This is a genomic window from Ectobacillus funiculus, assembly GCF_004138295.1.
In the GTDB taxonomy this organism is placed as follows: Bacteria; Bacillota; Bacilli; order Bacillales; family Bacillaceae_G; genus Ectobacillus; species Ectobacillus funiculus.
The window spans coordinates 168909-182452 of sequence record NZ_SCFM01000009.1; the positions used below are offsets into that span (position 1 = coordinate 168909).

General features: G+C 37.1%; 11 protein-coding genes. 8 read left to right on the forward strand and 3 right to left on the reverse strand.

Features of this window, described 5'->3' with window-relative positions:
- The first annotated feature begins 23 nt into the window (after window positions 1-23).
- The 4 genes from EP737_RS08955 (at window position 24) to EP737_RS08970 (ending at window position 4144) form a co-directional block, all read left to right on the forward strand.
- A complete protein-coding gene (locus EP737_RS08955) occupies window positions 24-1481 on the forward strand; it encodes a CoA-acylating methylmalonate-semialdehyde dehydrogenase (protein ID WP_129727628.1) in 1458 nt (485 codons plus the stop codon).
- 109 nt (window positions 1482-1590) lie between these two features.
- On the forward strand, window positions 1591-2352 hold the full coding sequence (locus EP737_RS08960) for an SDR family NAD(P)-dependent oxidoreductase (protein WP_129727629.1): 762 nt from the start codon (window positions 1591-1593) through the stop codon (window positions 2350-2352).
- Entirely contained in the window at window positions 2337-3308 is a 972-nt protein-coding gene (locus EP737_RS08965) for a 3-hydroxyacyl-CoA dehydrogenase family protein (RefSeq protein ID WP_342772895.1), read from the forward strand. The genes EP737_RS08960 and EP737_RS08965 overlap by 16 nt, the downstream gene beginning before the upstream one ends.
- A 50-nt stretch (window positions 3309-3358) precedes the next feature.
- Window positions 3359-4144: a 3-hydroxybutyrate dehydrogenase gene (locus EP737_RS08970; RefSeq protein WP_129727630.1), complete on the forward strand. Its 786-nt coding sequence runs from the start codon at window positions 3359-3361 to the stop codon at window positions 4142-4144.
- Window positions 4145-4315: 171 nt separating this feature from the next.
- Here the strand turns inward: EP737_RS08970 and EP737_RS08975 are convergent, their stop codons facing one another.
- Both EP737_RS08975 and EP737_RS08980 read right to left on the reverse strand, forming a co-directional pair.
- The gene (locus EP737_RS08975) at window positions 4316-4870 is read right to left on the reverse strand and encodes a shikimate kinase (protein WP_129727631.1); all 555 of its coding nucleotides are present in this window, start codon (window positions 4868-4870) and stop codon (window positions 4316-4318) included.
- Window positions 4871-5269: 399 nt separating this feature from the next.
- Complete coding sequence (locus EP737_RS08980) at window positions 5270-6832, reverse strand: helix-turn-helix domain-containing protein (protein ID WP_129727632.1); 1563 nt, start codon at window positions 6830-6832, stop codon at window positions 5270-5272.
- Window positions 6833-7214: 382 nt separating this feature from the next.
- Between EP737_RS08980 and EP737_RS08985 the strand changes: the two genes are divergently transcribed.
- From EP737_RS08985 to EP737_RS08995, 3 genes are all read left to right on the forward strand, one after another.
- Complete coding sequence (locus tag EP737_RS08985; RefSeq protein WP_246040209.1) at window positions 7215-8759, forward strand: PTS transporter subunit EIIC; 1545 nt, start codon at window positions 7215-7217, stop codon at window positions 8757-8759.
- A 75-nt stretch (window positions 8760-8834) separates the two neighbouring features.
- Complete coding sequence (locus EP737_RS08990; RefSeq protein WP_129727634.1) at window positions 8835-10208, forward strand: class-II fumarase/aspartase family protein; 1374 nt, start codon at window positions 8835-8837, stop codon at window positions 10206-10208.
- A 41-nt stretch (window positions 10209-10249) separates the two neighbouring features.
- Entirely contained in the window at window positions 10250-10744 is a 495-nt protein-coding gene (locus EP737_RS08995; protein ID WP_129727635.1) for a PTS sugar transporter subunit IIA, read from the forward strand.
- A gap of 277 nt (window positions 10745-11021) precedes the next feature.
- Here EP737_RS08995 and EP737_RS09005 read toward each other — a convergent pair whose 3' ends face one another.
- Entirely contained in the window at window positions 11022-12371 is a 1350-nt protein-coding gene (locus EP737_RS09005) for a hypothetical protein (protein ID WP_129727637.1), read from the reverse strand.
- A 637-nt stretch (window positions 12372-13008) separates the two neighbouring features.
- On the opposite strand from EP737_RS09005, the gene EP737_RS09010 reads away from it, so the two are divergent.
- The coding region (locus tag EP737_RS09010; RefSeq protein WP_129727638.1) for an aldehyde dehydrogenase family protein at window positions 13009-13544 on the forward strand (536 nt) is incomplete at its 3' end.

Below are 13544 nucleotides of genomic sequence, written 5' to 3' on the forward strand. Positions count from 1 at the left end.
TCAACAGGAAAGAAGGATATACAATGACAACAACGACAGCAAAAACAGTAAAAAATTATATTGGCGGCGAATGGGTTGAAGCATCAACAACAGCAACGGAGCCTGTGTACAATCCAGCAACAGGAGAAGTGATTGCCGAGGTTCCTCTTTCAACAAAGGAAGACGTTGATAAGGCAGTTCAGGCAGCAAATGAGGCATTTAAAACATGGTCAAAGGTCGCTGTGCCAAGACGTGCACGCATCCTCTTTAAGTATCAACAATTATTAGTGGAAAACTGGGAAGAGCTTGCAAAGCTTGTAACCATTGAAAATGGTAAAAGCTATAAAGAGGCCTATGGAGAAGTGCAACGTGGCATTGAGTGTGTAGAGTTTGCTGCAGGGGCGCCAACGCTCATGATGGGTCGTCAGCTTCCTGACATCGCAACAGGCATTGAGTCTGGGATGTACCGTTACCCAATCGGGGTGATCGGCGGAATTACGCCGTTTAACTTCCCGATGATGGTGCCTTGCTGGATGTTCCCGCTTGCGATCGCATGTGGTAACACATTTGTATTAAAGCCATCTGAACGTACACCGCTTCTTGCGGCTCGTCTTGCGGAATTGTTTGAACAAGCAGGTCTTCCAAAAGGCGTATTAAACATCGTAAACGGTGCGCATGACGTCGTAAACGGCTTGCTTGAGCACAAGCGTGTTAAAGCGATTTCCTTCGTAGGATCTCAGCCGGTTGCAGAGTATGTATACAAAAAAGGATCTGAAAATGGAAAGCGTGTACAAGCCTTAGCAGGTGCGAAAAACCATTCCATCGTACTAAACGATGCAGATCTTGATGTAGCAACAGCTCAAATTATCGGCGCGGCATTCGGTTCTGCAGGTGAGCGTTGTATGGCGGCAGCTGTTGTAACGGTACAAGAAGAAATTGCGGATGCGCTAATTGCACGTTTGGTAGAGGAAGCAAACAGTATGAGAATCGGAAACGGTATGGATGAGAATGTGTTCTTAGGTCCTGTTATTCGTGAAGGTCATAAAGCACGTACACTTGGTTATATCGAGTCCGGCATTCAAGAAGGTGCTCGCTTAATCCGTGATGGCAGAAACGACGAAGCGGCACAAGGAGACGGTTATTTCGTAGGACCAACGATTTTTGATGAAGTAACCCAAGAAATGAAAATTTGGCAGGAAGAAATTTTCGCACCGGTTTTATCAGTGATTCGTGTGAAATCATTAGATGAAGCGATTGAAATTGCAAATAACTCCCGCTTCGCAAACGGAGCATGCATTTACACAGACTCTGGCGCAAGCGTTCGTCAATTCCGTGAAACAATCGAAGCAGGGATGCTAGGAGTAAACGTAGGTGTACCAGCACCAATGGCGTTCTTCCCATTTTCCGGCTGGAAGGATTCCTTCTACGGCGATCTTCATGCGAACGGCACAGACGGCGTGGAGTTCTATACAAGAAAGAAAATGGTCACAGCCCGTTATTAATGAAGGATCCCTTAGGTACCTACAGGGGATTGTATGAAAACTAAAATGAAGACACCGATTTGTTGCTCGGTGTCTTTTTTGCAAAGTGGAGTGCAGTAGGGAGGATGTTATGACGTATTTTCAAGAAATAAAGGGGAAAAAGGTTTTAATTACAGGGGGAAGTAAAGGAATTGGGAAGGATATTGCGATTGCCTTTGCAGAGCTAGGAGCAGATGTTGTCATTACTGGCCGGAATGAAGCTGATTTGGTTACCGCAACAGAGGAACTGAAGCAAATCCATTCAAAGTGCTCTTATATTGCAGCAAATATGCAGAATGTGCAGCAGGTTTATCACATGGTGGATGAAGCGGTAGCGAGAATGAACGGAATTGATATATTGATTAACAATGCAGGAGTTAACATTCCAAAACCAGCATTAGAAGTAACAGAGGAGGATTGGGATCAAGTATTAGATACAAATTTAAAAGGGGTATTTTTTTGTACACAGCGTGCAGGAAAGTATATGACGGAGCAGAATAAAGGAAAAGTAATACATATTGTTTCGCAAATGGCGTTTGTCGGGTATGTAAAACGTGCCGCCTATTGTGCAAGCAAGGGTGGCGCCGTCCAATTGACAAAAGCTTTGGCGGTTGAATGGGCACCTTACAACGTCAAGGTCAATGCTGTTGCCCCTACATTTATCGAGACGGATTTTACGAGAAAAATGTTTGATGATAAAGAGTTTTATCACGATGTACTGCAGCGTATACCGCTCGGAAAGCTAGCTCAGCCTGCTGATGTTACAGGAGCTGTGCTATTTCTTGCTTCTGATATGGCTAACTTTGTTACGGGAGAAACGATTAAGGTAGATGGGGGATGGACAGCTATATGATGACCTTTAGCGAACAACTATCAATTCTTGGCTCAGGTACAATGGGACATTCTATTGCCTTGGCAGCTGCTTTAGCTGGTATGGAAGTGAGAGTTTGGGGAACGGGTAACCAGGATATTGAGCGAGGCAGACTAGGAGTTGCAGAGAAAATAATGATTCTAAGGAAGCATGATGTAATCAATTCAACGGAAGCTAACGTCATTGCAGCTCGTATTGGATTTACGGATTCCTTAGAAGAGTGTATTTCGGGGGCAACATTTATCATTGAGGCTGTACCAGAAAACCTTGCATTAAAGCAGAAGCTTTTTCAAGAGCTGGATCGCCTTTGCCAGCCAGATGTTATTTTAGCTAGCAATACGTCGGGTTTAAGCCCAACCGCTATCGCATCCTTAACATTATCTCCGGAAAGAACGCTCGTTACCCACTTTTGGAATCCAGGACACTTAATTCCATTAGTGGAAGTGGTGCGGGGAGAGAAGACTGCAGCTGGAACTGTTGAGCGGGCAGTCCAACTGCTTCAATGTATGGACAAGAAACCAGTTGTTGTGAAAAAGGATATTTTAGGTTCCATTGTGAACCGTCTGCAGTATGCTTTATTCCGCGAAGCACAGTATATTTTAGAGCAAGGCGTTGCTACCGTAGAGGATATTGACGCAGCTGTACGCTACAGCATCGGCCGCCGCCTGCCGGTAACAGGGCCGTTTATGTCGGCTGATATGGGAGGACTAGATGTATTTGACTCTATCTCTAGTTATCTATTTCCCGACTTAAGCAGCCATCAAGAGTCCTTCTCAAGGATGAGAAATCTAGTGGATGAAGGAAAATATGGCCAAAAAACAGGTGCAGGCTTTTATCAATGGGAACCTGAACAATCAGAAAAGATCAATGAAGAACGTGAAGGGGAGCTTATTTATTGGCTGAAGAAGGATCGGCAAGCTAAGGAACTGGTGAAATAGGTTCGACTGAATCGTTAAACAAGGTAGATTTTATGGGAGGAGGAGACGATATGGGAAAAATCTTAGAGGGAAAGGTAGCATTTGTGACAGGTGCTGCAAGTGGTGTTGGGTTACAGATAGTAGAAACATTTGCTGATGAAGGGGCGAAAGTAATTCTTTCTGATATCAATGAGCAGGGGTGCAAAAATGCGGCCAAGGAATTACAAGCACGTGGTTATGAAGTATTAGCAGCTCCTTGCGATGTGACTGATGAACAGCAATTTAAAGATAGTCTCAATTATGCGATTCAATCCTTTGGAGGTCTCGATATATTAGTTAATAATGCGGGGCTTCAGCATGTCGCGCCTATTGAGGAGTTTTCTACAGAGAAGTTTGAGCTGTTAATAAAGGTTATGCTAACAGCGCCTTTTATTGGAATGAAACACGCACTTCCGATTATGAAGAAACAGAGGTACGGCAGAGTCATCAATATGAGCTCCATTAATGGGCTAATTGGATTCGCGGGGAAGGCTGCCTATAATAGCGCCAAACATGGAGTGATTGGCCTCACGAAGGTTGCAGCCTTGGAAGCAGCTGAGTATGGAGTTACTGTAAATGCTCTTTGTCCAAGTTATATAGATACGCCGCTTGTAAGAAACCAGCTAAAGGACTTAGCAGCGACGAGGGGCGTTCCGATCGAACGAGTGCTGGAGGAGGTTATCTATCCGCTTGTTCCGCAAAAGCGTTTGTTGTCTGCTGAAGAGGTGGCTGATTATGCAGTCTTTCTAGCGAGCGAAAAAGCTAAAGGAGTTACAGGTCAGGCTGTTGTCTTAGATGGAGGGTACACTGCGCAGTAAAAGGAAACGATACTTTACTATTATACATTGGGAGAATGGTTCTTTTTGCATGCCAACCAGCCGAGCACCTTGTAAATGCTCGGCTGGTTGTTGCGCTTGTATACTTTAAGAACGTATAAAATTCCAGCTGGAAGACTATTCAATGCAGCCGAGAATTTTAAGAATAAAGTATCATCTCGGTTCGTACATATCCCAAGCCAGCTTTAAGGAATCAACGATATAATCTGCGGCTTCCTCAATCTCAAGATTATCTGTCCCCATCTTAGAATGATGAGCTGAGTAGATGCCTTGACGTTTATAGAATAGCTGTTCAATCTCCTCAAGGGAAAGTCCTTGTAAAACAGGGCGGCTGTCGATAATGATGTTTAAGCGCTCCTTCCAGGATTCCCAAGAGATATCGAGAAAGAAAACGATGCAATGAGCTAAGCAGAATTCCCGGATTTCATCCTGCAGAAAGGCGCCGCCGCCTAATGAAATGATTTTGAGCTTCTGCTGGCAAATATCCTTAATCATACTTTTTTCTTTTTCTCGAAAGGCTTTTTCGCCAATACTATTAAATATTTCCCGAACGGGCATATTAAATTCTTTCTCAATTTCTTTATCAATGTCGATAAAATCTCTATATAATTTCTTTGCCACGCTCTCTCCAATGGCAGTCTTTCCTACCCCCATAAAGCCGATAAAAACGATGCTTTTTTCTCTGAGGGATATACGATCGTTTATCATTCGCAAGCACTCTCTCTTATGTTTTTCTCAAGCCTAAAATCATTAAAATTATAATATACCTCGTTTGATTTGTAAAAAAAATATTTTCAATTTTTAGGAAAATGTATGGAGTAAAGGCATATTACAGAGGCCTAAAATACTGCAAATGCAATGTTCCACATTCTCATTTTATCTGAAGTTAGTCTTAACTGTTCAGACAGAATTAATACAGAAGGATGAAATGGACTATACATAACAAAAGCTGTTTTCAACGATCTTTTGAGACAGCTTCCTTTAGGGTATCGGTAATGGGATATATGAACTCCTATAGATTTAATTGTATTCGTGGGTTTAGGAGAAAGTCAGTATTGGAACGGATTTTTGGGGAATCTCACTCCCTTTCAATAAGCTATATACGTTTTATAAGAAATGTGATGAATATTTCTTAAGTAAAATTCTTTTGATTTCATCTGGAGATTTATTTGATATTTCTTTGAGAAAGACATCAGATAAAATTTTTCTTCTTGAACTACTAGAAAATCCTAGATCTAAAAGTTTTTTAATGTCGCTTTGATGTAGGTAAAAATTCAACTTAATACATGAGTAATTTTCTTCTTCTAATAAGGTAGTAATTCTGTTAGAGAAGGTAATAATTGAGTCATACTCTAGATTTTTAAGTTGATGAAATTCATTAATATTAATATTTCCAACAATTGTTACATCCACGTAATGCTTTAAGTTCTCAACAAAAAAATTAGTTTTTTCAACTGTAGAATTAGTAACTATAACGATTTTTCTACTATTCCTCCCAACAACTTTATTTCCCATGATAAATTTTCTAAATATTAAGGTCAGTGTTGAAATCTGTAGCCTTGAAAATCGAAGGTCTATTTTGTTTCCAATAACTGGTAGAGCCTTATTAATAATGCCAAACAGTTTAGACAATTCCTTATGGGTATCATCTAACTTATTGTCGTAGAAGTTGTATTCATATTTATTTCGAATAATGCTTTTGTATATGTACTGGTAAACCTCATTAAAGACGAGTTCATAATTATAAAATGTCGTAATTATATTTTTTTGAATTTCATCTATGAAAGCTATAGTTACTTCTTGAAGCTGTTTATCTATAGGCAGTGGTGGATGGAACGTATAATCTAGGGATGAGACTAGATAATCTAAGAATAAATTTTCGTTAGGGTCTTGTTCTTTTAATAATTGATACTTACGTACCTTCAGATTAGGTTCTTCATCGCCTTTTAATATACTGCCTTTCTTAATTCTATATAGGCTTAGAATTAGGTAGAGATAACAAAACTTTTTAGATGGATAAGATATTCTCATTTCATTGGCTTCGATAAACTCCTCCAATAACTTTTTTGCCTCATGTATTTCAACTTGTGTCTTTTCAGAAAAGATCTTAATAATCATCTTTTGTAGGGGATTGTTTGCTTTTCGGTTGATAAGATTACCAAAAGAATCTATTTCTAGTAAAGAAGCTAAAATAGATGTAGTTAAAATACGATAAGATCTTTCATGACCTACTATTTCAATTCCTTTTTTGGGGATAACTTTCACGTCTAGCTTTCTTATCTTTAGATACTCAGTAAGAGCTTTATTATCTTTTTTCTTTGTAGTTAAGCTAATACCCATTTCCTCGTATAACTTTGTCGTATTTAGAGATTCATTTAAAAAAGCTGAAACAATAATTATAAAGTTACGTTCTCTCTGAGAAGAGATATATTCATCTAGTGAAAGGTTACTTACGAAATTAAGATAATCATTGTATTTTAGAGTACTTAAAACCATGTTTCCTAAGATTTTTATCTGTTTTTCAGTTGGGAGATACAAGTTAATATTCGCTATGTGTCTTTTTAGGCTATTGGCACTTCTACCAAAAAACTCATCCGAATATGTAAGATCCAACTTACCTTTTTCTTGTAGAAAACTTATTATTTTCAAGTCAAGATTATTAATGCTCATATAATCAGTCCTTTATATTATGAAGAGGAAACCCTATTGCTAGTATAGCCTAAATGATTAAGAATATAAGATGTTTTATCTGCATTTATGTATTGTTGATTAAAGTTTCATACGAGTTTTAGGAGAAAGTATTACGCATTGAAATTCGTTTAAAGGATTGAGGTAACTTTTCGAAACGTTTTCAGCTCATAAAGTTACCTTGAAGAAAGCGCTTAATAAAAATAAACTCATAGTGAGGCAACAAGGAAAGTGAGGGGAGGGATTGAGGATGAAGAATAAAATTAAAAGTAGAATGACAAAAATAAGTCCAAAGAGAGAGAAAGCCAGCTATTAGATGAGAATATCCACGAAAAATAATAGCTACTAAGCAAGGAGGCTTATAATGAAACAAAAAATGAAAGATGGAATCCAAACCTTTGGTAGATCCTTACTATTACCAATCGCAGTGTTGGCACCTATAGGATTGATTTTAGGATTATCAGGAGCATTAGCTCAAACCTACATGATTAGCAAGTTTCCTTTCTTAGGAAATGAGGTACTTCAAACTATTATCAAAAATCTAAGAGCTATAACCGGAGTTGTTTTTGATAATATCCCGTTACTTTTTGCTATGGGCGTTGCTTATGGAATGTCTAAAAAAGAGAAAGGAATAGCAGTTTTTTCATCTGTCTTAGGGTATTTAACTTTATTGATCGTTATGAATATTTGGCTTACAGTAACCGGAAATTTGGCTACTGAACATTTATCGGAAGTAGGACAAGGAATCGTTCTTGGGATTCAGACGCTTAAAACAGAAGCTGTAGGAGGAATCATAGCTGGTCTTGTAGCTGCAAAGTTAACAGATAGGTTCTATAAGCTGGAACTTCCATTAGCATTCGCTTTCTTCAGTGGGAAAAAATCAGTTCCTATCCTTACATTTTTGGCCATGATTCCAGTTGGACTAGCTATCCCGATTATTTGGGAGGCTCTAACTAAATTCTTGATCAGTATTTCTTTTATTTTTATGAATGAATATATTGGTGTTGGGTTATATTGGTTCGTTGAAAAACTTCTTATTCCTTTTGGACTACACCATGTACTAAACGAATTACTTAGATTAACAGCAGCGGGTGGAGTTTATGTAATAGATGGACAAGAATACACTGGAATACTTAATGCTGTAAACAAGATATTATTTGAATTAGGACCAAACCATGAAAGCTGGAGTTTAATGCCGATGCTTACAAGCTATATGGGTTCTGGCCAAATGTTATGCACATTGTTTAGAATTCCTGCTATCGGTTTAGCTATGTATCATACTGCATATAAAGGAAATAAGCAAATAGCTAAAGGAACTATTATAACTGTTGTTTTAACTGCTTTCTTAGGAAATGTAACTGAACCAATGGAATTCTCATTCCTATTCATTGCACCACAGTTATATTTTGTATATGCATTGCTTAGTGGAATTACAGCTCTTCCGCTTAACTTTTTGCATATATCAACAAGCTATATCAGAGGAACCATATTCGATTTTGGAATATTCGGCTTACTATATGAACATACGAATTGGCTGAACCTGATTCTATTGGGTATCTTCAACTTTATTATATTTTACTTTGTATTTAGATATGCAATTCTTAAATTTAACTTAAAAACTCCAGGAAGAGAAGAAGACGTTAGAAATAGTACGCTTCTAAAAGAAAAAAAATATAACGAAATTGCTGCAATTCTCGTGGATGCTCTTGGAGGGAAAGCTAATATTAAAAATATTGATAACTGTATAACTAGACTGAGAATTGATTTGAACGATCAAGGTGCAGTTGATGTAGAAAAATTAAAAGATTCAGGCGCGGCTGGGGTATTTTTTCCACAAAAAAATCATATTCATATTGTTTTTGGACCGCATGTGGAATTTGTTAGAAATGCGGTAGAAGTAGCAGGATAGTCCCGATGCTACATTATTTTCTGAAGTTTATACAGATAATCAAATAATAAAAGGACTTCTTGTAGGAGTGAAAATATGAGAGCACTATACGATTCAAAAAGTAAAACGATGAATGACAGAGGAATCAAATATCTATTAACAAATGAAGCTAAATATCAAGCTTGGCTTGATGTAGAAGCAGCTCTTGCTAAGGCTCAGGCTGAGTTTGATATTATTCCGAGTGAAGCAGCAAAAAATATAGAATTAGCCTGTAAATTAGAAAATGTAGACTTGGAACAAATGGATAAAATTCAGCAGAAAATTGGGCATGGATTTGTTCCTTTTTTAAAAGTTTTGGTTCAAGCATGTGATCAGGAAAGTGGAAAATATGTTCACTATGGAGTAACTACTCAAAATATTCAGCAGACGGCTCAACTACTTATCATGAAAAGAATACATGATAAGTTCTTAGAAGTAGTTGGTGAAATTTTAAAAAACTTAGCTAAATTGGCCGAAGATAATAAAGATACTGTTTTACCTGGAAGGACCCATGGTAAACATGCTATTCCCATAACGTATGGATATAAAGTATCTGTTTGGATAAGTGAGTTAATAGCCTCCGTCGAAAGAATGGAGGAAGTACAGAAAAGGGTATTTACTGTAATGATGGGTGGAGCTGTAGGAGCTTTTAATTCATCAGGAGAAGTAGGAAGAAAAGTACAGCATAGGGTAGCTGCATTATTAAATATGCATTCCATGGATATTCCATCTAGAAATATGAGTACTCATAAAATGGAATATATCATGACGCTCTCTTTGCTAGCAAGTACCTGCCACAAAATAGCGGAAGAAGTTTATTATACTTCAATTGAAGAGTTTGGTGAGGTGTCAGAAGGTTTCCAAGAGGGTACAGTAGGCAGTAGTACAATGCCCCATAAAATCAATCCAAAATTGTCGAAAGGAATTATAGCAAACTCTCAAAAGTTATATTCGTTAGTTTCAATGGGCCTTTATTCATGTTCAAGACCTTTTGAAGGTGATAGTACTTCATATATGTTATTTGATGCAGCTTTAGAAGAAGCTCTCTCCTTAACAACAGAGATACTCTTAAGAGGAGAGGAATTAACTAGAACATTGACTATTAATAAGGAAAAAATGTACAAAAATGTTTTAATAAATAATGGTCTTGATAATAGTGAGTTTGTCATGATGGAAATAGCTAGGGAATTGGGGAAGGATGCAGCACATTCTTTAGTATATGAATTAGTCATGAAATCATATTTAGAAGGAAAGAGTTACTTTGACGTGCTGAGTGAAAATCCAATAATAGCTGGAACCTTTACAGAAGAACAAATCAGGGAGATGCTGGATCCTAAAAATTATATTGGCCTTTCAACACAGCTAGCGGAAGAATTTTCCCTTAAGGCAATAAGTGTAAGCAAGTCTATACAGGAAAGGATATCGAAGTAGTTGTTTGGCTACTTAATAAATAGTGATTGGAGATTATATACATGTTTAAGAAATTATTTAAAAAAGATAAAAGTAACGAAGAAATTTTTGCCTGTGTTTCAGGAGAACTAGTTCAGTTAGAAAATGTTCCAGATCCTGTTTTTGGTCAAAAATTTATGGGTGAAGGTATCGCGATTAAACCGTCAAACGGTCGAGTTGTTGCACCTGTGGATGGTGAAATTACTTTAGTCGCTGATACGAAGCATGCGTTTGGAATTAGAACAGAACTAGGAGAAGAGATTCTTGTTCATATTGGGCTAGAAACAGTTGGACTTAAGGGTGAGGGATTTAATGTCCTTATGAAACTTGGAGATAAAGTGACAAGGGGACAAACAGTCATTGAAGCAGATCTTAACTTTATAGAGAAAAGTGGATGTAACACAATCATTCCGATGGTTGTGACAAACAGTGCAGAAGATAAGTTTAAGTTCGAGTGGGAAAATTCAAAACAAGTAGAAGCTGGAGAAACAAAAGTCTTTACAGCCAAATTAAAATAAATACTGTGTAAGTATGAAGAAAGTATCTGCTAGTTATATAGCTTTCATTATTAAATCCTGACGGTTGCAAAATGCATCCGTTTTTTTAACTTATTCTAATTGTGAAACACAACTGTATCCGATTTGGGTGGTACATTGTTGTCCCCCATGCCCATTAAGCTAATGAGATTGATTACCTCCAAAACAATAAAAATGAGCTTCATTACTATAAAAGACACAAAATTTTCATTTTGGAGGTACCATAGAATTTTACCTCGATGGCGATGTGGTACTGTTCTTACAAGAAATAGCCAAGTATATGTGCCGTACAAATACTTAAGAGCATATAGAATATCGCGAAGCCAATATTCCATCTGCCCAATTGAAATGGATTCATTGTTAATTGACTAGCCAAAATAGAAACTGATAGGTTGTAAGGGCTATACATAACAGTCGATAAACTACAAGAGATGAGGACAATAGACAAAGGTATAGGATCTACTATAGGTAAAATAGGCTGTAATAATTCTGCAAGAAATGTAAGCGAAATTAAGGGATGAAACCCAATGAGCGATGTAACAAGAAAATATGCTCCAATAATTAGATAAAATAATAAGGTCTTTTCAGATGCTAAGCTGAACACGGGCTTTAAAAAGGATAATAACCCTGAAAGTGAGAGCATTTCTACAAAAAATCCTGCACTTAAAAACATAAAAAAATAATTAGACAATCCCTCTGTTCGTTTCTTCCAATGCGGTATTGTAATTATGAAATATCTTTTGACTCCCCCAATAAACAAAGTCCAAATAATGGAAAACGGAATGATTAACAGAACAACGGAAAATAGAAATCCTTTATTAAGAAAATGCTGAAGCCCTGAAGCTGCTAAAGTAAAGATGAGTAGCATACACAGCAGCTGCAGTATTTTTTTATAGACCTTTTTCGAATTGATTTTCTGTTGGTTTTCAATCAACAAATGGGTATTTTTGTACTTGAAGGCTGAAAGAATCCAATCAAAACAAATCGTTAGAATGGCTAAAGAAATCAGGATCGGAAAAATTTTGTAATAATGAACTCGAGTTATGTCTATAGTCGTGCTAACCATTACCTCCATGGGACTCCAAGTAAGACATAAGGCATAGGCTCGTAATAGGTTTTGAGTGTAGAACTTGTTTTGTGTTTTTTCTGGAAACTTCTGTAATGCCCCCTTTAAGGAATTGGTTAATAAGGGTAGCGTTGCAATATTTAAGAAGAGCCCAAGAAAGTGACAAACAACATAGCTACGTCTGTATAGCTTAGGTAAGGATGTTACCTGATCTTGTAGTAGCAGGTTAAGGTTTTTATCATAGCGACCAAACCGAATGAGCGAATTAATAAAAGGTAAAACCAAAAATAAAGAAAGCAGCCCTAACATTTGTTCAAAATGTAACAAAAATGTATACCATGGGGCGTTATTATAGATTAGCAAAAGAATTCCACTCATAAAAAAAATAATCCCGGATACTAGATATAATCCCTTTGCATAAAAAAATGAAAGTATTAATGCGATTGTTGCCATAATTCCAATACTAAAATGCAGAATCATCCCTGATGTAAAGTTGGAAATAACGTATAAAACAATCAGGGCAGTGTAGATGTAAACACGCATTAAGCCTTCCCCCTTTTTAAAAAGAATGAATGTATGAAGCTTGCAGTTTGCATTATTTTTAACTTTTGAAACGAAACATTTGGCTGGATCTATGTGATTTGCGCAAATAACGCATATTCCATTGAGTGGAATTAGTTTTCTTTAAATGGAACTATATGTTGATAGTATCAGATTATAATTTTAATATCTATCCATTTGTAAGAAATTTTCGGTTTTAATACACACTTTTAAGCTACAAGCATGACACCTTAATAAGAGTATGGAACAAGAGCATGATTCCATTTTTTAATTTTAAACAACAAGTTCTTGGATAAAAAATGAACAATTCTCCGTTCTATTAGAATCATAAAGTTTAAATAATCGGAAATATAGTAAAGGAATTTTTTGAAAATTTTATCTTTATCAACTATTGAAACTTAAAAAAAATTGAGATACAATCAACTTAAAGTTTCACACAATGTAATGAAGTTCCACTGTATGAAACAAAAATCATATTAAGAATAAACAACGAGGGGGAATTCAGCAAATATTGACTCTCTATTGTCAGAAAGCAATAAAAATGAAAGCGTTTATACTATTGCTGATTTAAACCTAAAGGGATTGAAGAGCTATCATTTAGAAGGATAGGTGATAAAACATGAGTATAAAAAAAGCGCAACCTTATATTAATGGGGAATGGATTTCTTCAGAGCGTGAAACTGCTTTGATCAAAAGCCCTTATTCTGGGGAAGTCATTGGTGAGCAAGTACTTGCAACGCCAGACGATGTTGAAAGAGCACTGGCAGCTGCCTACGCAGCTAAAAAACAAATTGCTAATATTCCTTCCCATGAACGTGCCAAGATTTTAAAGCGAGCTGCCAGCTTACTAGAACAAGAGAAGGAGAGATTTGCTAGGCTTATTTCTCTTGAATTAGGAAAACCATTAAAAAACACGCTTGATGAAGTATCCCGTTCCATTGAAACTTTAGAGCTATCAGGTGAAGAAGCGAAACGATTAATGGGGGAAACATTACCTGGTGATGCCTCTGAAAGAGGAACAAAAGCGATTGCAGCTACTTTCCGTGTACCAGTTGGTGTAGTAGCAGCCGTTACACCGTTTAATGCTCCGCTTAATCTTGTTTGCCATAAGGTGGGGCCAGCATTTGCAGCAGGCAATAGTGTGATTTTAAAACC

What these genes read in the sequence shown, in the direction of transcription:
- EP737_RS08955 (WP_129727628.1), top strand. Translation starts at nt 24, where the DNA reads ATGACAACAACGACAGCAAAAACAGTAAAAAATTATATTGGCGGCGAA.
- EP737_RS08985 (WP_246040209.1), top strand. Translation starts at nt 7,215, where the DNA reads ATGAAACAAAAAATGAAAGATGGAATCCAAACCTTTGGTAGATCCTTA.
- EP737_RS08960 (WP_129727629.1), top strand. Translation starts at nt 1,591, where the DNA reads ATGACGTATTTTCAAGAAATAAAGGGGAAAAAGGTTTTAATTACAGGG.
- EP737_RS08965 (WP_342772895.1), top strand. Translation starts at nt 2,337, where the DNA reads ATGGACAGCTATATGATGACCTTTAGCGAACAACTATCAATTCTTGGC.
- EP737_RS08990 (WP_129727634.1), top strand. Translation starts at nt 8,835, where the DNA reads ATGAGAGCACTATACGATTCAAAAAGTAAAACGATGAATGACAGAGGA.
- EP737_RS08975 (WP_129727631.1), bottom strand. Translation starts at nt 4,870, where the DNA reads ATGATAAACGATCGTATATCCCTCAGAGAAAAAAGCATCGTTTTTATC.
- EP737_RS08995 (WP_129727635.1), top strand. Translation starts at nt 10,250, where the DNA reads ATGTTTAAGAAATTATTTAAAAAAGATAAAAGTAACGAAGAAATTTTT.
- EP737_RS08980 (WP_129727632.1), bottom strand. Translation starts at nt 6,832, where the DNA reads ATGAGCATTAATAATCTTGACTTGAAAATAATAAGTTTTCTACAAGAA.
- EP737_RS09005 (WP_129727637.1), bottom strand. Translation starts at nt 12,371, where the DNA reads ATGCGTGTTTACATCTACACTGCCCTGATTGTTTTATACGTTATTTCC.
- EP737_RS08970 (WP_129727630.1), top strand. Translation starts at nt 3,359, where the DNA reads ATGGGAAAAATCTTAGAGGGAAAGGTAGCATTTGTGACAGGTGCTGCA.